Genomic DNA, 19,267 nt, shown 5'->3' with positions numbered 1-19,267 from the left:
TTCATTTCCCCGCGGAAAGATTGGGGGTGATGACGATCATCGTGGCGACGCTGTTACCCGGGTTGACCAGGCTGCGGGTATCGCCCGGTGCGAGATAGCAGCTGTCGAGCGCGCGCAGCGTGTCGCGCGTTCCGTCGGCCAGTTCGACGACCATTTCGCCTTCGAGCATTACGTAGATCTTGCCGAATGGGCTGCCGTCCATTCCGGCGCCGCCCCCGGGCAAGAAGTGCGACAGCGCCACCCAGGCGAAATCGGCGCCGGATGCCTCGGCGCCTTGCAGCCGTAATGCGCGCATGTCGAAATGCCCCGGAGCCTCGAAGGGCATTGCTTCGGGCAGCCTTTTGATTTCCATGTCGGGAGCCTTTCTCAATTCGCGCGTTGCAGGAGGAAATCGGTTTCGATTTCCCAGTAGGGCGCCGCGACGCCGTGCGAGGCGGCCGCCGCCGCGTCCTCGTTCAAGCGGACGGTGCGAATGAGCGATTCCTTGACCGCGAAGACGACGTCCGAATCGAGATATTCGTCCTCGGCGTCGAAGAGATGAGTCGTCAGCGGCTTGTATCCCGGCGCCGATATCGTGGCGTGGAGATGGGCCGGCCGCCAGGGGTGGCGCCCGGTCGCCCGCAGCAGTTCGCCGACGGGGCCATCGGTCGGGATCGGATAGGACGCCGGCCGGATCGTGCGGACGAGATAGCGGCCGTCCGCGCTGCCCCGATACCAGCCGCGCAGATTGTCTTCGGGCTGCGCGTCGTCCTGGATGTCGTACATGCCGTTCGCGTCGGTCTGCCAGACCTCGACCTTCGCGCCGGGGACGGGTTCGCCGTCGGGACCGAGAATCCGGCCGTGGACGATCAACTCGCGTTCGCCTTGGGCGAGAGGGCGCAGGAGCACCGTTTCTCCGGGTGCCTTCTCGGGCGCAGTGGGGACATAGAAGGGGCCGACCACGGTGGTCTCGGTTGCACCTTCAGGGACGTTGGAGCTGACCATATTGACGAGCGCCGAGATGCCGAGATTGTCGGAAAGCAGGATGAACTCCTGCCTTTTCTCGTCGCATATCTGGCCGGTACGCGTGAGATAGAGAATCCCCTCTATCCATTCGCTCTCGGTGAGCCGGCTCTCGCGAACGAACGCATGGAGGTGCCGGATCAGGCTCGACAATATCTCGCGCAGCCGTGCGTCGGGCGTCCCCGCGTAGCGGGCGAGCACGACATTGGTTAGCTCGGCCTCCGTAGTGTTGCGCATGTCAGTCTCCCTCTATTTTCCGGCATTTTCATTGGCGGCCAGTCGCGCCGATATCTCGTCCCGGATAGCCGACTTCAGGATCTTGCCGACCGGGCTGCGGGGGAGCCGGTCGAACAAGTGAATGGCCTTGGGCGTCTTCACCGGCCCCAGCGCCTTGCGCACCGCGGCGAGGACGGGGGCGGGGTTCCATTCGCCGGGATGTGCGGGCGTGACCGCGGCATGGACGGCCTCGCCCCACTTCGCGTCCGCGATGCCGATCACCGAGCAATCGGCGACGTCCCGATGGTTGCCAAGCACTGCCTCGACATCGCTCGGAAAGACATTGAAGCCGCCGGTGATGATGACGTCGCGCAGGCGGTCGCGAATGAACAAATAGCCGTCGGCGTCGAGCAGGCCAACGTCGCCTGTGCGCAGCCATCCGTCGACGAGGACTTCTGCGCTTTGCTCAGGCGCCTTGTAGTAACCGCTCATGACGAGGTCGCCGCGGATGGCAATCTCGCCTTCCTCGCCGGGACCTAGCGGGTCTCCGCCGGGTCCGAGTATGGCGATCTCGGTCAGCAAGCTCGCGCGCCCGGTGGACAAGGCACGCGCGCCTTCCATTTCGTCGGGCGCCAGCCAGGCCGCGATCTGCGGCGCCTCGGTCTGGCCGAACGTCGATGCGATGACCGGCCCGAAGACCGACTGCGCTGCGGCGATCTGGTCTGCGCGCATCGCGGCGCCGCCCGCGATGAGGCAGCGCAGGCTCGGGATCTTTCGCGGCGCGCGCCGCTGCTCGTCGCCGAGCATCGCGATGAGAGCCGGGGGGCCGAAGCTCAGCGTCGCACGGTGCGCGGCAATCGCGTCCAGCATTGGTCCCGCACCAGCTTCCCCCGGGAAGACCAGCGCACCGCCGACTGCGAGCAGGGGCAATATGTAGGTCGAGGTGCCGTGCGTGATCGGTGCCGCTACGAGATAGCGATCATGCTGCTGCAGGCCGATCTCGTGGATCTGGGTGACGATATTGGTGTTCCACGCGCGGTATGTCTGCTGCACGCCCTTGGGCGTGCCCGTCGTCCCTCCGGTAAATTTGATCGCCTGCGTCGCGCCGAGCGGCGGCACAGCGGCAGGAAGGGGCAGGGGGCAACCATTGTCGATATCGACATCGAGATCTGCGAAAAGAGCGATCCCGGGTGCCGCCGCGAGGCGGGCGGCGAGGGCCTTGTCGACGAGACTGATCGCGGGTCCGGCAAATTCGACGATCCGGGCGAGCTCGGGATCGCCGTTGCGCGGATTGAGGGGAACCCAGATCTTCCGCGCCGCGAGGACGGCGAGCAGTGAAACCAGATGTTCGATGCCATTGTCGCCCCCGACACCCACCGTGCTGCCGGGAACGGGGTCGGCGGCAAGCAGTCCGGCCGCGCGGCGGCGGACGCGCGCGGCGAGGTCGCCGTAGCTGATCGCGCCGTCGCAGCTGATGACCGCCGGGCGATGCGGGGCGCGGCGGACCGAGCGCCAGAAATGGTCGATCGGGAACATGGTGCAGCCTCTCCTTTCGGGAGAGAATGGCAGCGCGCTCGCAATAAAGTCAATATACGATACTATACTATCATATAGTGATAAGTTGACGCAACGAGGCCTTCGCGGGCGTTCATGTCCCGAAACCGGTAAATTTAGGCGGGCAGTTCGACGCCGGGGACTTTGGCCATCGCGTCGCGAATAATCTCGACGATCTCGCGCTGGCGGTCCTTCTGCATGCGCGGCGCGATCGCGGCAACGCTGATCGAGGCCACGGGGCTGCCGCCGACGAGCGCAGCCACCGCCACGCCGTAGACGCCCTCGATGATCTTGCCTTCGTTCACCGCAAATCCGTTGCGGTGCGTTTCCTTTGCCGCCTTCTCGATATCCTCCGCGGTGAGCCCGAACTGCGCATAGGCCGCGCCTTGCGTCGCGAGCAGTTCGTGGCGCTCTTCGACCGGCAGATAGGCAAAGATTGCGACACTTCCCGAGCCGACGCCCAGCGGTCGCCGGTGCCCGGTGTCGAGGCTCATGATGCGGATTGGAAAACTGCCTTCGCGCCGGATGAGGCAAACCGCCTCCGAGCCGACGCGGACCGACAGCAACACGGTATCCCCTGTGCGCTCGGCGACCTCTTCCATCGCGGGCAGGAAAGTCTCTCGATGCTGATACCAGCTGTCGCTCATCACCGCATAGGCGAAGATCGTCGGTCCGATCGTATAGAGCTTGCGCTTGCGATCGAACGACAGAAAAGCCTCGTTGACCAGCGCGACAAGAATCCGCCGCACCGTCGCGACATGCATTCCTGTCTTCTCGGCGACGTCGGTAAGGCGGACACCTTCGCCGCGGTAGCTGGCAACGACCGACAGCACGGTCGCGGCCCGGCTGATACTCTGCGTGCCGTCGGCAGGCTTCACCCCATTCTCCATCCCATGGCCTATAGCGAGGGTACATCGCTCGCTCCACCCGTAACCTGCTCAGTCGGTCCCGAGCGCATAGGCGGCGGCCGTCGCCGGCGTCAGCTTGGGGGTGACGGGATCGAAGACGAGTGCGATATGATTTCGATCGAACGTGTCGCTGATCGGCATGACCTCGGTACCCGACCGCTTTTCGAGTTCGGCGAAGACATGTTCGGCGGCATCCCGTTCGACTTCATAAAGCGCCATGAACTGGAAGGCGTATGGCGGCTTGCGGCGCTGATGCTCTCCGAGGCCGAAGCGCTGAACGCTGCGCACGCCCTCGACCTGCAGCAGGACGTCGGTGATATGCCGCCGCGAATACCAGCGATTATATTCCTCGGCGCCGCCTTCGGTCGGATTCGAGAGGACGAGGAAATAGACGAGGTCGCTCATTGGCCCAGCTCACCCTGTTCTCGAGCGATATGGCGCTCCTGCCTGTCCATGAACTCCTGGATCCCGAGCCGGTATAGAAGATCGCCCGGATTGGCGATCTCGCCGGGCCGGCGCGCCGGGTTGGGGCTGGCGGCGAGGAGGGCGTTCCACATTGCCTGCGCCGCGGGGAGGATCGTGAGCGTCGGGACGATCATGATCGCATAGCCGCATTCGAGCATGTCTTGCGGCGTCTTTCCGGGCGGTACTGCCATTCCGAGGACGGGACCCTCGATCCTCGAGACAATATGACGGTGCCATTCGAGTTGCTCGTCGACGGGTAGCGATCCCATCGGGGTACCGTTGATCCGCGCCGTGACCGGCATCGCGACGTCGGCCCCCGCCTTGAGGTAGAGGTTGCAGCGCTCGATCACCTCGTCGACCGAGGTGCAGTCGGCGTCCGAACGGGCGATGATCACGAAGTCGCTGTCGCCTCGCGCCTCGACGGCAGCGGCGACACGCGTGACGGCCAGATGGCGGGGAAGCATCACCTGCCCGGGGACAAATGGATTGCGCTTCGGCGGCCCGGCATCCTCGATGTGCATGGCGGCCGCGCCCGAATGGCGGATCAACCGGACGGTGCGCGCGACGCTCTCGATTTCACCGAAGCCGATGTCGACGTCGCAGATGATCGGGATTTCGACCGCCGCAGCCATCCGGCGGACGATGTCGGCGAGTTCGGTGAGCGTGACCATGCCCATGTCAGGGGTTCCAAGGAGCGTGGCTTCCACCCCAAAGCCCGTGATGTGCAGCGCATCGAAACCCGCCTGTTCGGCCAGCGTCGCCGACAATGTGTCGAACACGCCCGCTGCGACCGTCGCGCGCTTCTCGATCAGGGCGCGAAGGCGAGCGCCTGGCATTTTCTCGGTCATGGCTATCCTCTTTTCTCTTGTTGCTTGGGCACTTCCGGCCCGGTGATGCTCGTCTAGACAGGCTCCTCAACATTTAACAGAAAAATCCATTTGAATGTTGCTTATGGATTTTTTATAACGGGCCGAAAGGAGATGAGAGGGTGCCTACAATCAATTTCATTCGCCCCGGCGGCGAGCAGACCGAAGTGGACGGAATCGACGGCGACAGCGTCATGCGCGCGGCTCTTGCGAACGGAATCTTCGAGATTTCGGGCGAGTGCGGGGGCGTACTCGCATGTGCGACCTGCCATGTGCGCGTCGACCCGGCCTATGTCGGCAAACTGCCGCCGATGACCGATGACGAGAATGACATGCTCGACTTCGCCGAAACGCCGCGAAGCGAAACGAGCCGCCTGAGCTGTCAGATCATCATGAACGACGAGCTGGACGGGATTACGGTCACCGTCGGGGGGTAAGGCGGTGGTGGGCTGCCGGCCGACCAGGATCCGCCGGCAGCCACTAGATGCGCGAGACCTGACGCGGCTCGTGGACGGCAAACGCGGGCACATCGCTTGCCGGCAGAACAGGGAAATCGGGGCGCGCGAAGACACGGGCGATAGGGCGCGGCCCACCGCCTTCAGTCCGCTTCGTAATTATGCACGAAGTCGGACGGCGCCTCGGGTCCCCAGATTGCGAGGGCATCTACCGGTGGAAAGTCCTTCGTGTCCCAAACATGCTCGCGCGGCACATAGTCGATATCGAAGCTATATTCGCAAAAGCCGCCCCAGGGATCCTGGACATAGTGGAAATAGTTCGATCCGATGACGTGGCGGCCAAGACCCCAACCCTTGTCGAATCCGGCGTCCGCCATCAGCATCGCGCCGCGGCCGACCTCCTCCATCGATCCCACCTGCCACGAAGGGTGGTGAAAGCCCGGGCCGCTCGATTTTGCAAAGGCGATCATGTGGTGATCCGAGCCATGCGCGCCGTGCAGAAAGGCGAGCACGTCGCCGCAGCGATCCGACAGCTGCATACCGAGAATGTCCCGGCAGAAGGCGGTTGCCGCCGGGACGTCGGGACTGAAGAAGAGGCAGTGCGACAACCGCTCGGGGCGGACCGGGGTCAAAGAGGCATGGCCAAGGCGCGTTCCGCGCGGCTCGCGCCCTGCATCGCTTGAATGGCCGGGCGATTTGAAGTCCGGCGAGCTCTTGCCGGTCACGCGAAGTTCCATGACGGTCTCGTCGAAGCCGCGGAACCATATGCCGTCCGAATCCCAGCCGCGCGGCGCGTCGATCCTGCGAATTTCGCGCTCTTCGAACTTGCGCTCGAAGCCGGCCAGATCGGCCTCGTAAATGCCGAGCGAGAGATGATGCGTCTGCTTGCGGCTTCCCTCGACGACCCGTCCCCAGACATGGCCTTGACCGAAGGTACGAAGAGCGAGGCCTTCTCCTTCATCTGTCACGTCCAGCCCGAAACGGGTGTAGAAGTTCCGCGCAACCTCAAGATCCGGCACCTCGAGCACGAACGCGTCGAGGGAGTGGATGCCCGGGCCGCTTCCTGCGCGCTCGCCGGGAACATCGACGGGAAGTTCGGTCATCTGCGTCTCCGATCAGCTGAGGCTCAAAATCTGTTTGAAGGCAGCGGCGAGACGGTTGGTCTCGTCACCATCGGTAGAGCGCGAACGCCAGGCGACGAAGAGATCGGGCCGAACCAGAACCGCGCCTTCGTCCTCGACCTCGGAAAGGCCCGCCCAGTCGCCATATATGTCGACCGCATCCGACCCGGCCGGGCCGATCAGATGGACATCGACGGGCACCCCGAGCTCGATCTCGACATTCGCCGCGGCGTCGCGCCACGCCTCGCCGCCGATACCGGTCAGCAATGTGAAGCGCCCTTTTCCGCACAGATCGAGTGTCGAGACGCGCTTGCGATCGCGCTCCACCCATGCGTGCGGAAGGTGGGCGCCGGGCCAGGTCGTCGATTCATAATAAAGTTCGGCGTCGCCGCGCTCGAACCCGGGCTGGGCGCCGTCGGGCAGGGCGGCGGTCGAACGATAGCGCTGGTTAAGCTCGACGCCGTGGGTGTTGAACTCGTAATTCTTCTTCCAGATCGCCGAACGCAGCGCCTTCCGGCGTTCCTTCGCCTCTTCGGTCGCCGCCTTGCGGCCGGCGATCGCCGCGTTGACGGCGTCGGAATCGCCGCCGGCAAGCAGCCCCAGCGCCTCGAAGATAGGCGGATAGTCGAGTGCGCTCGCGTTGGCGCGCTCGACGATCTGCTTGCCTACCGGCTGACGCTCGATCGAGTAGCTTTCGAGGAGGCCGATGCCGGCCCGCCCGTTGATCACCATCGCCAGCTTCCAAGCCAGATTATAGGCATCCTGGATCGATGTGTTCGAGCCGAGACCGTTTAGAGGCGGGTGGCGATGGACCGCATCGCCCATGCAGAAGATGCGGCCGCGGGCGTAGTCCGCGGCGTACATATTGTTGACGGTCCAGAAGGAGATCGACTTGATCTTGATCGGCACCTTCTCGTCGCCGACGAGGTTGCGAACGATACGTTCCGCGTCGGATTCGGTGAGCTTGGGCTGACCTTCGGCCATGTCGTAGCCCCAGATTGCCATCCACTCGTTCCAGGGGCGGACCATCCGGATTACCCCTGCTCCGACGCCGCCGATCTCGGCGCCAGGCTGGAGTATCCAGTAGAGGACGCTTGGACGATAGCCGACATAATCGGTAAGGTCGGCATCGAAGATGATGTTGACGCTGCCCGAGAGGCCCATCTCGCCCTTCATCTCAAGGCCGATGTCGTTCGCGACGGTGCTGCGGCCTCCGTCGGCGCCGATCATGTAACGCGCGCGAACAGTGAAGATCTCGCCGGTCAGCCGGTCGCGCACCGTTGCGGTGACGCCGTCCTCATCCTGCTCCGAGCTGATATATTCCGCGTTGAAACGGACCTTCGAGCCGCGCGACGCCGCCGCCTCGAGCAACACCGGCTCGAGGAGATTCTGCGGGAGATCGCAGATCTGGCAGGGCGAGGCGAGGTCGTAGTCGGCCTTGCGGCTGGGATGGTTGCCCCAGCTGTACATCCGGCCGAATTCTTCCCCGGCGAGACTGTAGCAGAAGACGTTGTTCGCCATCTCGCCCTGGCCGGTCGCATAGAGCTTGGCATGGGCTTCGATGTCGAGGTCGCGGAGCACCTCCATCGCACGCTGGTTCGTGATGTGCGCGCGCGGCGTGTCGGAAAGCCAGCCATATTTGGTGATGACCATATTCTTGATGCCGTAGGTCGACAGCAGGGCAGCCGATGTGAGGCCCGCGGGCCCGCTGCCGATGATAAGGACGTCCGTATCGAACACTTCACTCTCCCAGTTCGCGCCTTCGCGCAAGGCTCGCCGGCCGTGCGTCCGTTCAAGCGGCGCGTTCGTCCACGATCGGGTTGCGCAGGGTGCCGATACCCTCGATCTCCACCTCGCAAACGTCGCCATGCTTCATCGTCAGCTTGGGTTCGCGTCCCCAACCGATGCCGGCAGGGGTTCCCGATACGATCAGATCGCCGGGCTCGAGCGTGATTGCCGCGCTCGCCGCCGCGATGATTTCCTCAATCGGAAAGATCATCGCGTCGGTATTTGCCGATTGCATCACCTCGCCGTTGAGCCGGGTGGTGAGTTGCAAGCCGCGGCCGCCCGCGGGGAGTTCGTCGGCGGTCACGAAGACCGGACCGAAACCGCCCGTGCCGTCGAAATTCTTGCCGAGCGTCCATTGCGGGGTATGGAATTGAAACTCGCGGACCGAGCCTTCGTTGAAGATCGAATAGCCCGCGACATGGGCGAGCGCGTCCACCGCCTTGATGTGGCGGCCGCCGACGCCAATCACGGCCACAAGCTCGCCTTCATAGTCAAGGCTGTCGGACGACAGGGGACGGACCAGCGGCTGCTCGTGCGGCACGATGGTCGTTGCAGCGCGCAGGAAAAGCGTCGGATGCGCTGGCTGGTCGTAGATCGATTCCTCGGTATGCGCCTTGTAGTTGAGGCCGCAGCAGATGATCTTTCGTGGTTGCGGGAACGGCGCTGCGTAGGAGAGGGCGTCCCAGTCGATCACGGGCGCTTGTCTGAGGATCGCCTCGGCCGCCTTCAGCGCATCACCGCCCGCCTCGACGAGCGCAGGGAGATCGGCGAGATCGCCGCCCACGGGCCGACCGCGCAGGCTATCGCCTACTTCGAGCGCCAATGCCGGAGCTCTATTCTCAAGATAACGCACCAATCGCATATGCTGCCTTCCCCAAATCTGTAATTTGTTGTCACCGGCCCGGGCACCCCGGACCCACCTGCTACCAGCTGACGGGCAGCGAATGGACGCCGTAGACCACGCCCTCTTCACGGAATTTCAGCGTTTCGAACGGCACCGCCAGTTTGAGTGACGGCAGGCGTTTCCAGAGCGTGCCGAAGGCGATCTCCATCTCGGTCTGGCTGAGATAGGCCCCCATGCAGCGATGGTCGCCGGCACCGAATGCCATGCAGGTGCGCGCGTTGCTGCGCCGCAGGTCGAGCTTGTCGGAGTCCGGGAAAACACGCTCGTCGCGGTCGGCTATGCTCGTCATGACGATCACGCCCTCGCCGGCGCGTATCAACTGCCCTCCGACTTCCACATCCTCGGTCGCGACGCGGCGGCGGCCGGTGTGGGTGACATTCACCCAGCGGAAGAGTTCGTGCACCGCGAGCGTGAGTTCCGCCCGGCTGAGGTCGCTGCGCATCACCGCTGCCTGATCGGGATGCGTCAGGAGGGCGAGCGTTCCGAGCGCTACCATGTTCGCGGTCGTATCGTGGCCCGCAATCAGCACGAGTCGAGCCATTTCGACGACGTCCTTGCGCGTGGTCTTTCCGGTGCGCAACTCGTCGATCACCAGCCTCGAGAGGAGATCGTTCTGGGGATTGGCATCCTTCACGTCGATGAGCTTGTCGAGATAATCGGACAGTGCATCGGCGGCTGCGAGCGCCTCGCTCGCGGGACGGTCGGAAGACATGCAGACTTCGGTATTTTCCTTGAAGAAGTCCTGGTCTTCATAGGGAACGCCGAGGATCTCGCAGATCACCATCGTCGGGATCGGTACCGCGAAATCGGTGACGATATCGGCTGGCGCACCCTTGGCGATCATTTTGTCGATCAGCGTATCGACGAGATTCTGTACCGCCGGGCGCATTTCCTCGACACGCTTGATGGTGAAGTCTCGAACGAGCATCCGCTTCTGCTCGCCATGTTCGGGAGGATCCATCGTTCGCAGGTTGCGATCCTGGCCAACGCTCGCGCCATAGGCCTCGGTCTTTTCGGGATAGCCCGGCTTGCGGGGATCGGCGCTGAACCGCCGGTCATTGAGAACCGCGCGCACGTCTTCGAATTTCGTGATGAGCCAAGGCTCCAGCCCGTCCCATTGCTTGACCTTCGTCAGCGGCAGATCGTTTTTCTCGATCAGCGATGCCGGCGGACGCATCGGGCATCGCGGGTCGCGGCGCGGCGGAAACTGCTCGGGTGCACTGGAATCGGCCATCGTCTCTCTCCGAATTTCTCCCCTGTCTCCGGGGCCGCCTGCTGGCTGTCGAGGGAGTGATATATTTTTCGGAAACTTGCTCGTCAACGATTTAATCGATGTTTTCAAAAAAATCCATTTACGGTGAAACAATGATCGTGTAGCCAATCATCCAAGATGAGGCCGGGGCGCTGCCCTGCTTTGGCCCGGTAACGAGAGGGAGAAATTTATGGATGTCGCAGAGCAGGAGGTCATGGCGCGCGAACCGGCGACGCTGGCAACCGACCCTTTCTCCGAGTCCGTGCTGCTCGATCCCTATCCCTTTTTCGACGAGCTTCGCGCCGCGGGGCCGGTCGCCTATCTGGCTGCGTGGGATATCTATGCGGTCGGCAATCATGCCGAAGCCGAGATCGTCGCGTCCGACTATGAGCGATTCCATTCACGGGCGGGGATGGCGATGGCCGACATACGGCGCCCGGATGCCTGGCGCACGCCGAGCCCGATCAGCGAGGTCGATCCGCCGGAACATACGGCCATTCGGCGGGCGATGAACCGCATACTGTCGCCGGCGGTTCTTCGCGGGTGGAAGCAGGCTTTTGCCGAGGAGGCCGAGGCACTCGTGGCTCGTGTAGTCTCGCGCGACGAATTCGACGGGGTACGCGATCTCGTCGAACCTTTTGTCGCTTCGGTCTTTCCCTCGGTCCTTGGCGTCAAGATCCCGGCTGAGGCCTTCCTGCTCGTCGGGCAGATGAACTTCAACCAGATGGGTCCGAACAACGAACGCACCAAGGCCTCGGTGGCGGCGGCCGAGCCGTGGTTCGAACAATATGAAGCGGCCTTCCAGCGGGAGGGCGCGATTCCCGGAGGATTTGCCGAGAAAATATTCGAAGCCGAAGACGCTGGCGACCTTCCGGCCGGCATCGCGGCTCCCCTCGTGCGCAGCTTCATACGCGGGGGCGTCGACACGACCATCGCGGGCCTCGGCTTCACCTTCAATCAGCTCGCCCAAAATCCCGATCAATATGCGATCGTTCACCGCGACCCGAGCCGATCGATGGCCGCTTTCGAGGAGGCTATAAGGCACGAGGCACCGGCGCAGGTCGTGTTCCGCACCGTGAAGGAAGACATTGTCCTGAATGGTGTCCGCCTGAAGGGCGACCGCAAGATCGGCTATTTCATGGGTGCCGCCAACCGCGATGCGGCGAAGTTCGAAGATCCGGATCGCTACAGGATCGAACGCATGTCGGCGGGCGCGCACTTGGCGCTCGGGCGCGGCGTCCATGTCTGCGTCGGACAACAGATTGCGCGGCTCGAGGCCGATTGCCTCGTTGGCGCCTTCGCCCGACGGGTGGCTGGCTTCGAACCCGCGGGCGCGCCGCTTTATCGTCCGACCAACGCGCTGCGCACGCTAGAATCGCTGCCGCTAAGGATCACTGTACGTCCCTGATAAAAGTTGAAGGAGAGATGACATGAAATATCGCAACCTCGGGCCCGAGCTCGAAGTCTCCGCGCTTGGCCTCGGTTGCTCGCCGCTTTCGGGAACGCCGCTCGGAAGCTACGGCAAGGTTCCCGACGAAACGGTGGTCGATATCTTCGACCGGGCCATCGAACTCGGCGTGACGATGATCGACAGCGCCGAATGCTACGGCCCTTGGCTGAGTGAGGAGCAGGTCGGCCGCGCCGCCAAGGGGCGCCGTGACAAACTTGTCATCGCCACCAAATATGGCTTCACCTACGCGCCCGACGGCAGTTCGGTCACCGGTCAGGACGGCTCCGCCGCCAATGCGCGCAAGGCGCTTGAAGAGGGGCTCGACCGGCTGCAGATGGATTATGTCGACATCTATTATCTGCACCGCACCGATCCGAATGTCCCGATCGAGGAGTCGGTCGGCGCGATGGCCGACCTCGTGAAGGAAGGGAAGGTGCGCTACCTCGGCCTGTCCGAGCCGAACGAGGACACACTTCGCCGGGCGCACGCCATCCACCCTATTACTGCGGTTCAGTCGGAATATTCGCTTTGGGAACGCAACATCGAAAACGGCATCTTGCCGGTCCTGCGCGAACTCGACATTGGCCTCGTTCCCTTTGCTCCCCTCGGCCGCGGGTTCCTCACGGGCAAGATCCGTTCAACCGAGAATATGGACCCGACCGATTTGCGCAAGTCGGGCTTTGACCCGCGCTTCACGCCCGGCAACTTCGAGAAAAACCTGCGCATGGTCGACGCGGTGATGGAAGTCGCCGGGGAAATCGGGGTTTCCGGCGCGCAGATCGCCTTGGCCTGGCTGCTGCACAAGGGCGCCGACATTGCGCCGATTCCCGGCATGCAGAAAGTCGTCGAAGTCGAGGACAGCTATGCTGCGCCCGACGTCGAACTGAGCGCCGCGCAGATGGAGAAGCTCGAAGCTGCCGCGCCGGTGGGTGGCACCGCCGGCAATCGCTATTCGCAGGCGCAGCTGGAGCAGGTTGGCCGCTAAGCCCGACGCTACCCCTGGGGAGGGGCAGAAACTGCGGGGCATGGTGCCCCGCAGTTCCACCTCCCTCATAGATAAGGGTTGCCGCGCTTCCAGTTCCAAGCCCGCACGTCCGTCGCACCAAAGAGTCCGGCGAGGTGATAGGGCTCGGTCTCGAAGAAGCCGATGACGCTCTTCGTGTCCGGCGCCTCGAGGATCATGACGCTTCCCGCCTCACGACCCTCGCTGTCGAGCGTCGGGCCGGACATCAGCACCGCGACGCTGCCCGTGGCCGCGTCGAGATAGGCGCTATGACGGCTCTTCGTATCGCGACGCAGATCGAAACAGTCCGGATTGTCCGTGCCGAGGAAAATAAAGAACAACCTTCTTCCTTTCTCGTAATACTGCTCTATTTATGAGGAAAATTTCAGGTGAAGAAGCAGTTTGCAAACGAAAATATCGTAGAAACTAGCAGGTACGATAGAAATTATTCTAACCTCGTGCTGCTGATAGCGGGCATAAGTTTATTGTCGGTCGGCCCGTTGATGGTCCGCCTGGCCGACATCGGGGCCAGTGGTGCTGCATTCTGGCGGCTCGGCCTCGCTATCCCCATGCTTGCACTCGTCGTCGGCATGGGCGCCGACCGCCCGAGCCGCTTGGCGAAGCCGCTGCTGGCTGCGATCGCCGCTGCGGGGTGCCTATACGGAACCGGAACGCTCGTGATGAACGCGTCGGCTCTCTCGACGTCGCTCGCCAATTGCGCGTTGATCGGAAATTTCAGTAGCTTCTTTGTCGCGGGGATCGCCGTGGTCACGGAACGCAGGCGGCCGGGCGGCGCGGTACTCACAGCGCTGTCGCTGTCGGCCGCAGGTCTCCTTTTCCTGCTCGGCCCGTCCGTCTCGCTATCGCACGATACGGCCGGCGGCGATCTGCTGGCCTTGCTCGCAGCCATTCTTTTCACGGGCTACTTCGTGGTGATCATGCGTATGCCCGGATCGGTAAAGCCGATGACCGTTCACGCGATCAGTACGACGGCAGGCTTTCTGTGCATCGCGCCCTTCGCGCTCCCGGGACAGCTTGTGCCGGTCACATGGTGGCCGATCTCCTTGCTTGTCGCCGCGCAGGTGCTCGGGCAGGGGCTCGTCGTGTTCGCGATGCCGCGTGTGGCGCCCGTGCTCGGCGGCCTTTGTATCCTTCTTTTTCCGCTCCTCAACATGATCATCGGCTGGGGGCTCTACGACGAAACTATGGGCGGCATGCAGCTTATCGGGGCCTTCATGATCGTTGCCGCACTTGCGCTCCTTCAACTGCGCGGCCGCGGCACGAACGCTGATCGGGAGAATGAACATGTTTTATGATATCTTGATCGTTGGCGGGGGGCATGGCGGCGCGCAGGTTGCGGTGATGCTTCGGACGCAGAAGTTTGCGGGCAGCATAGCGATCATCGGCGATGAACCGGAGTTTCCGTACGAGCGCCCGCCGCTGTCGAAGGAATATTTTGCGGGCGAGAAGGAATTCGAGCGCATCCAGTTGCGTCCCGCGAAATATTGGGATGAGCGCGAGGTGACGATGCTGCTCGGCAAGCGCGTCGCACGCGTCGATCCCGTCGCGCATATGGTGACCACCGATGGCGGCGAGACGATCGGCTACGGAAAGCTGGTGTGGGCGACAGGCGGATCCCCGCGGATGCTGCCGATCCCCGGCGGCGACCTGCCCGGCGTCCAGGGTGTGCGCACGCGCGCCGACGCCGATGCGATGAAGGCGGCGTCCGAGTCCGCGAGGCAGATCGTCGTCATAGGAGGCGGCTATATCGGGCTCGAGGCCGCGGCGGTGCTCAACAAGGCGGGCAAGAAGGTTGTGCTGCTGGAAGCGCTGGACCGCGTCCTCGCGCGCGTTGCGGGAGTGGATCTCTCGCGCTTCTATGAGAAGGAACACCGCGAGCATGGCGTCGAAATCCGCCTCGGCGTCCGGGTCGAGGCGATCGAGGGCGTCGATCATGTCACCGGCGTGCGGCTGGCCGACGGCGAAGTGGTCCCCGCCGATCTGGTCATCGTCGGGATCGGCATTGTCCCCGCGGTCGAACCGCTGATCGCGGCCGGCGCCGAGGGCGGAAACGGCGTGCTTGTCGATAAGCTCTGCAAGACGAGCCTGCCCGACATCTATGCGATCGGCGACTGCGCAGCGCACGCGAACGACTATGCCGAGGGCGCAGTGATCCGGCTGGAATCGGTACAGAATGCCAATGATCAGGCGAATGTCGTCGCCAAGGGCATCGTCGGCGATGAAGCGCCCTATCATGCGATCCCTTGGTTCTGGTCGAACCAATACGATCTCAAGCTCCAGACCGCCGGGCTGTCGACGGGGCATGACGAAGCGGTCCTGCGCGGCGATCCTGTCTCGCGCAGCTTCTCGGTCATCTATCTGAAGGCCGGAACGGTCATTGCGATCGACTGCGTCAACGCGACGAAAGACTACGTCCAGGGCCGGATGATCGTCACCGCGGGGCTGCAGGCAACTGCGGAGCAGCTTGCTGACATCGAAAGGCCGCTGAAGGAATTGCTGTCAAACTCACTGTAGTACTAGTCTGCTTTTGCAGACTTCGAACGAAAAGCCGACATTCCGCAATCGGCCAGTGACGACCGCCGCGACAGCCGCACCCTGATCGGATAGATCAACGCTTCGCCTCCTTCGGGGGCGGAGCGTTCGGGCTCGACGGGTAGCCACATCATCCAGCCATCGCCGATCGAGCTCAGGCGGTCGGCCCGCCGCCGGAAGCGTTTGCGTATGTCTTCGACCTCGCCGCCAGGATCGAGCATTTCGTCGAATTCGTCGAACATCGGTTCGATGATCGCGCGGACTGTCGCTTCCTTGTCCTCGAAATAATCGGCGATCGCGACGGTGGTGTGCCCCCGCTTCCTTCGCGATCTTGCGGAGCGAAGCGCCCGCATGGCCACCACCTTGATTCCGGCGCGCAGCGGTTCGCAGCCTGTTGTCACGCGAAATTGGCAGCGGGCTCTTGCCGGTTCAGGTTATTTCGTCCTGAACCGGATCCCCACGCGGAACTGCCGGCCGAGGAGATCCGAATAGGTACTGGCCGCAGCCAGACCGGTTTCGGGCAGGAGTAGCGGATCGGCATCGAACAAATTGGTCACGTTGAAGAAGAGTTCGGCCTGCGATCCGCTCTTCATCCGGACCTTCTGCGTCAGGTTGAGATCGACGTAGAAAGTGCCCTTGACGTGGTTGTTGTCATAGGTCGGCGCCTGGCTGGTCGAGGTCGGGCAGCCGCTCGTGCATTCGATGGCATTCGCCAGATATTTGCCCGAACTGACGCCGCGGCCGGTAACCGTACCCGAGAAGGCCGGCGTTTCGTAATTGAGGCTGCCGCGGAAAATCCACTTCGGCGTGCTGGCCTGGGTGGCGACCGCGCCGACGGTATTGACCGGCGTCACGCCGGCAATGCCGGTGTCCGACAGATTCTCGATATAGCGCGTCGCATTACCCCGCAGCGTGACGCTGCTTTCGCCGCCGACCGGCAAGCGATAGGCAACGTCGAAGTCGATGCCGCGCACCAGCTTGCTGACGAAATTGAAGGGCTGACTGCGGATCAGCAGATAGGGAACACGCGGCGGACCCGGCTGTTCACGCGCCGGATCCTCGGTGATCGCGTCGCAATATTCCTGTCTTCCTTCGTCGCAGCGATTGACGATTTCCTGTGCGGAGATCGTATCGATGGCATCTTCCAGATCGATCCGGAAATAATCGACCGATGCGCTGAAGCCGGGCAGGAAACGCGGCGTGACCACCGCGCCGATATTCCACGAATCGGCCTTTTCCGGTTTCAGGTCCGGATTACCCGTCGTCAGGCCCGAATAGGGGAAGAATTGCGGGCCGCTGGTCGGGTCGCCCTGAACGAACGCCGGGTTGCGCACCGAATCGCTGTTGGCGGTGCCCGCCTGGAACAGTTCGTTGAGGTTGGGGGCGCGAATGTCGCGCGACCGCGTGACGCGGAAGCGTATATCCTCGATCGGCGCCCAAGTCGCGCCAAGCTTCCACGTGGTAACATAGCCCGAGGTCGAATAATCGGTCGCGCGCACCGCGCCGTTGAATTCGAGGCCAAGGCCCAGCGGGACCACGGTCTCAAGATAGGCTTCCTTCACATTATAGCTGCCCTTGAACGGCAGATAATTGCCGACCGACCAGCGGTTCGACGTCGTCCCGTCGGCGTTGCGGGCGGGCTGAAATTCTTCCGGCACGCTGCCGCGAATCTTCTCTTCACGATATTCGCCGCCGATCGCGATGCTCACGTCGCCTGCCCATGTCGCAAAGGGTGTCAGTGACAGGTTGGCGCCGGCGACATATTGCTCCATCACCTGCTTGCGATAAGGGTCTCCGAGCACATAGTCGATCGCCGCCGGGTCGGCGACGCCGATACCCAGACGGTTGAGTGGCACGCAGTTCGGATCGTTGTTGTTGGCGTCCGCATCGACGTTGATCAGGCACTGGATCGAACCGGTCGCGTAGCCGCCCGCGTTTCCGGCCGGCGCAAAGGCGGCGTTTGTAGCGTCTCGCATCCGGGTCACATGCATGATGTTGCGGAGCTGCTCGCGCAGATCCGAGCGGCTATATTGGCCATAGACGTCCCAGCGCGCGGATTTGCCGAACGCGTCGAATTCGCCCTCGGCGCCGATGACATAGCGCTGGACCTCGCGCTTGTTGTTGATGCCGCGGAACGGCAGGTCGGCCGCGGTGGTCGTGATGCTCACGCTGTCGACGCCCGCGAGCCGCGCCGCGCCCAGCGTCTGCAGCGCGAAGGCGTTGCAGGTCGTGGGGACGGGGACGACCGTGCAACCGACCGTGCCGAGCGTGGCCGAGCCCAGATTGGGACCGGCGTTGAAGAAGACTTCCTGCCGGTTATACGAGCCTTCGGCGAAGATTTCGACGCCGTCGGCGACCTCATAGCTGAGGCGACCAAAGACGCCCCAGCGATCGTCCTTGGGGTTCAGGCCGATGCGGCGGCCCGAATCGTTGAGGCGCCAGTCGCCGCCGACGGTGCGCGTCACCGCGGAGCCGCTGTTCAGCGCGGGCGAGTTGAACGACCCATAGTTGAACTGATTGACCTGACCATTCTGGCCGAAATACAGGCCGCGCAGCGCATTATTGTTGCCCACCGAACCCGTGATGAAGCCGCCGGGCGCCTGATTCGTCTGGCCGGCATTCTCGCGAAAGGTGATGAATTGGGGGAGGCCGTTGCCCGCCACATAGTCCGGGTTCTGAAAGGCCAGATAGCCACGGTGGTTCCACGGCCGGTCGTTCGGATCGATCTCGTAGATGCCGTCCTGATGCGCGATTTCGGCGTTGAAGACGGCGTGGCCGCGGCCGTCGGCGAAGGATAGGCCGCCCGCCACGCTGCCCGAATAGTTGAACCCGTCGCCTTTGTCGGTGAGGCCGATGTCGCCGCTGATGCGGAGCCCCTCGAGCTTTTTGTTGAGGACGAAATTGACGACGCCGGTGACCGCGTCGGAACCATAGGCCGACGATGCACCCCCGGTTACCACCTCAACCCGATCCACCAGCGCCTGCGGGATGGTGTTGATGTCGACCCAGCCGAAAATCGTGGAGCCCACCGAACGGCGGCCGTCGACGAGAACGAGCACCCGGCTTTCGCCGAGGTTGCGCATGTTGAGCGCGTTGATGCCCGCCGAGCCGTTGGAAATATTGAGGCGCGAGTTGGCGGGGCGTGTCGAACCGGCGAGTTGCGGAAGCTGGTTGACGAAATCGGCGATATTGTTCGACGGCGAGGTGTTCTGGATGTCCTGTTGCGACAGAACGACCAGCGGGGTCGGGGCCTGGAAGCCGTCGCGCGCGACGCGCGAACCGGTGACAATGATCTGGTCGGCCAGCGCCGCTTCGGTGCTGTCGGCAGTGGAGGCTTCCTCCTGCGCCAGTGCCGGTGCGGCCTGCACCAGCGCCAGTGCGGTCATCGCCGCGCCGAAACGGCCCAGCGGCCCACGAACATGTTCCATATCACGCATATCAGCAGTCCCCTATTGCCCGAGCCGCACGCCCCGAGGCGTGTTTCCGGCTCGGCTTGCCTATGTCCAACCTGACCATCTGGCGGATGCCTTGCTCCGCCCTTTTATATTCATGATAAGCGTCGCACCGTACCCGCGGCCGCCACGCACAAGGCTGGCCCAGGTCGGTTTCATGACGGTGAGGTTACAGGGTGCTTTCGGCAGGTCAACAACTACCCTAATAACCTGAATTTATGGATATATAGCCTTAAGGAATGATGCTGTGGTAGTGCTTGCCGCAAAGCTGGATAGCT

The 19,267-nt window shown here is 63.3% G+C and carries 18 protein-coding genes; 5 read left to right on the top strand and 13 right to left on the bottom strand.

Annotated features, from left to right (window positions below; all coding sequences use genetic code 11):
- Position 1 precedes the first annotated feature (1 nt).
- The 6 genes from VFG17_RS17790 to VFG17_RS17765 form a co-directional block, all read right to left on the bottom strand.
- Positions 2-352 (bottom strand): cupin domain-containing protein, encoded by a 351-nt coding sequence (locus VFG17_RS17790; RefSeq protein WP_325030698.1) that lies wholly within the window; start codon positions 350-352, stop codon positions 2-4.
- A gap of 14 nt (positions 353-366) precedes the next feature.
- A complete protein-coding gene (locus tag VFG17_RS17785; protein ID WP_325030697.1) occupies positions 367-1,239 on the bottom strand; it encodes a dioxygenase in 873 nt (290 codons plus the stop codon).
- Between the two features lie 12 nt (positions 1,240-1,251).
- A complete protein-coding gene (locus VFG17_RS17780; protein WP_325030696.1) occupies positions 1,252-2,754 on the bottom strand; it encodes a class I adenylate-forming enzyme family protein in 1,503 nt (500 codons plus the stop codon).
- 134 nt (positions 2,755-2,888) lie between these two features.
- Positions 2,889-3,650 (bottom strand): IclR family transcriptional regulator, encoded by a 762-nt coding sequence (locus VFG17_RS17775; RefSeq protein ID WP_325030695.1) that lies wholly within the window; start codon positions 3,648-3,650, stop codon positions 2,889-2,891.
- A 60-nt stretch (positions 3,651-3,710) separates the two neighbouring features.
- On the bottom strand, positions 3,711-4,085 hold the full coding sequence (locus tag VFG17_RS17770; RefSeq protein WP_325030694.1) for a hypothetical protein: 375 nt from the start codon (positions 4,083-4,085) through the stop codon (positions 3,711-3,713).
- On the bottom strand, positions 4,082-4,993 hold the full coding sequence (locus VFG17_RS17765; RefSeq protein WP_325030693.1) for an isocitrate lyase/PEP mutase family protein: 912 nt from the start codon (positions 4,991-4,993) through the stop codon (positions 4,082-4,084). The genes VFG17_RS17770 and VFG17_RS17765 overlap by 4 nt, the downstream gene beginning before the upstream one ends.
- A gap of 140 nt (positions 4,994-5,133) precedes the next feature.
- Here VFG17_RS17765 and VFG17_RS17760 point away from each other — a divergent pair, with 140 nt between their 5' ends.
- The gene (locus tag VFG17_RS17760) at positions 5,134-5,448 is read left to right on the top strand and encodes a 2Fe-2S iron-sulfur cluster-binding protein (protein ID WP_325030692.1); all 315 of its coding nucleotides are present in this window, start codon (positions 5,134-5,136) and stop codon (positions 5,446-5,448) included.
- 161 nt (positions 5,449-5,609) lie between these two features.
- Here VFG17_RS17760 and VFG17_RS17755 read toward each other — a convergent pair whose 3' ends face one another.
- The 4 genes from VFG17_RS17755 to VFG17_RS17740 form a co-directional block, all read right to left on the bottom strand.
- Positions 5,610-6,569, bottom strand: a complete 960-nt coding sequence (locus VFG17_RS17755; protein ID WP_325030691.1) for a VOC family protein — start codon at positions 6,567-6,569, stop codon at positions 5,610-5,612.
- Between the two features lie 12 nt (positions 6,570-6,581).
- Positions 6,582-8,327, bottom strand: coding sequence for an FAD-dependent monooxygenase (locus VFG17_RS17750; protein ID WP_325030690.1), 1,746 nt, complete (start codon positions 8,325-8,327; stop codon positions 6,582-6,584).
- 52 nt (positions 8,328-8,379) lie between these two features.
- A complete protein-coding gene (locus VFG17_RS17745; protein WP_325030689.1) occupies positions 8,380-9,198 on the bottom strand; it encodes a fumarylacetoacetate hydrolase family protein in 819 nt (272 codons plus the stop codon).
- A gap of 100 nt (positions 9,199-9,298) precedes the next feature.
- Positions 9,299-10,513, bottom strand: coding sequence for a cytochrome P450 (locus VFG17_RS17740; RefSeq protein ID WP_325030688.1), 1,215 nt, complete (start codon positions 10,511-10,513; stop codon positions 9,299-9,301).
- Between the two features lie 208 nt (positions 10,514-10,721).
- Between VFG17_RS17740 and VFG17_RS17735 the strand changes: the two genes are divergently transcribed.
- Positions 10,722-11,939, top strand: coding sequence for a cytochrome P450 (locus VFG17_RS17735; protein WP_325030687.1), 1,218 nt, complete (start codon positions 10,722-10,724; stop codon positions 11,937-11,939).
- 22 nt (positions 11,940-11,961) lie between these two features.
- The gene (locus VFG17_RS17730) at positions 11,962-12,966 is read left to right on the top strand and encodes an aldo/keto reductase (protein ID WP_325030686.1); all 1,005 of its coding nucleotides are present in this window, start codon (positions 11,962-11,964) and stop codon (positions 12,964-12,966) included.
- A gap of 65 nt (positions 12,967-13,031) precedes the next feature.
- Here the strand turns inward: VFG17_RS17730 and VFG17_RS17725 are convergent, their stop codons facing one another.
- A complete protein-coding gene (locus VFG17_RS17725) occupies positions 13,032-13,325 on the bottom strand; it encodes a YciI family protein (RefSeq protein WP_325030685.1) in 294 nt (97 codons plus the stop codon).
- A gap of 48 nt (positions 13,326-13,373) precedes the next feature.
- Here VFG17_RS17725 and VFG17_RS17720 point away from each other — a divergent pair, with 48 nt between their 5' ends.
- Together VFG17_RS17720 and VFG17_RS17715 are read left to right on the top strand one after the other, a co-directional pair.
- Complete coding sequence (locus VFG17_RS17720; protein ID WP_325030684.1) at positions 13,374-14,300, top strand: DMT family transporter; 927 nt, start codon at positions 13,374-13,376, stop codon at positions 14,298-14,300.
- A complete protein-coding gene (locus tag VFG17_RS17715; RefSeq protein ID WP_325030683.1) occupies positions 14,290-15,519 on the top strand; it encodes an NAD(P)/FAD-dependent oxidoreductase in 1,230 nt (409 codons plus the stop codon). The genes VFG17_RS17720 and VFG17_RS17715 overlap by 11 nt, the downstream gene beginning before the upstream one ends.
- A 2-nt stretch (positions 15,520-15,521) precedes the next feature.
- Here the strand turns inward: VFG17_RS17715 and VFG17_RS17710 are convergent, their stop codons facing one another.
- Both VFG17_RS17710 and VFG17_RS17705 read right to left on the bottom strand, forming a co-directional pair.
- On the bottom strand, positions 15,522-15,890 hold the full coding sequence (locus VFG17_RS17710; RefSeq protein ID WP_325030682.1) for a hypothetical protein: 369 nt from the start codon (positions 15,888-15,890) through the stop codon (positions 15,522-15,524).
- 81 nt (positions 15,891-15,971) lie between these two features.
- Positions 15,972-18,974, bottom strand: a complete 3,003-nt coding sequence (locus VFG17_RS17705) for a TonB-dependent receptor plug domain-containing protein (RefSeq protein WP_325030681.1) — start codon at positions 18,972-18,974, stop codon at positions 15,972-15,974.
- Positions 18,975-19,267 lie beyond the last annotated feature (293 nt).

Source organism: Sphingopyxis sp. (assembly GCF_035686825.1).
In the GTDB taxonomy this organism is placed as follows: Bacteria; Pseudomonadota; Alphaproteobacteria; order Sphingomonadales; family Sphingomonadaceae; genus Sphingopyxis.
Note: the sequence above shows the minus strand (reverse complement) of the source record. Positions and strands in the feature narration are given on the sequence as shown.

What these genes read in the sequence shown, in the direction of transcription:
- VFG17_RS17710 (WP_325030682.1), bottom strand. Translation starts at nt 15,890, where the DNA reads ATGCGGGCGCTTCGCTCCGCAAGATCGCGAAGGAAGCGGGGGCACACC.
- VFG17_RS17740 (WP_325030688.1), bottom strand. Translation starts at nt 10,513, where the DNA reads ATGGCCGATTCCAGTGCACCCGAGCAGTTTCCGCCGCGCCGCGACCCG.
- VFG17_RS17770 (WP_325030694.1), bottom strand. Translation starts at nt 4,085, where the DNA reads ATGAGCGACCTCGTCTATTTCCTCGTCCTCTCGAATCCGACCGAAGGC.
- VFG17_RS17705 (WP_325030681.1), bottom strand. Translation starts at nt 18,974, where the DNA reads ATGCGTGATATGGAACATGTTCGTGGGCCGCTGGGCCGTTTCGGCGCG.
- VFG17_RS17785 (WP_325030697.1), bottom strand. Translation starts at nt 1,239, where the DNA reads ATGCGCAACACTACGGAGGCCGAGCTAACCAATGTCGTGCTCGCCCGC.
- VFG17_RS17780 (WP_325030696.1), bottom strand. Translation starts at nt 2,754, where the DNA reads ATGTTCCCGATCGACCATTTCTGGCGCTCGGTCCGCCGCGCCCCGCAT.
- VFG17_RS17765 (WP_325030693.1), bottom strand. Translation starts at nt 4,993, where the DNA reads ATGACCGAGAAAATGCCAGGCGCTCGCCTTCGCGCCCTGATCGAGAAG.
- VFG17_RS17715 (WP_325030683.1), top strand. Translation starts at nt 14,290, where the DNA reads ATGTTTTATGATATCTTGATCGTTGGCGGGGGGCATGGCGGCGCGCAG.
- VFG17_RS17790 (WP_325030698.1), bottom strand. Translation starts at nt 352, where the DNA reads ATGGAAATCAAAAGGCTGCCCGAAGCAATGCCCTTCGAGGCTCCGGGG.
- VFG17_RS17755 (WP_325030691.1), bottom strand. Translation starts at nt 6,569, where the DNA reads ATGACCGAACTTCCCGTCGATGTTCCCGGCGAGCGCGCAGGAAGCGGC.
- VFG17_RS17735 (WP_325030687.1), top strand. Translation starts at nt 10,722, where the DNA reads ATGGATGTCGCAGAGCAGGAGGTCATGGCGCGCGAACCGGCGACGCTG.
- VFG17_RS17730 (WP_325030686.1), top strand. Translation starts at nt 11,962, where the DNA reads ATGAAATATCGCAACCTCGGGCCCGAGCTCGAAGTCTCCGCGCTTGGC.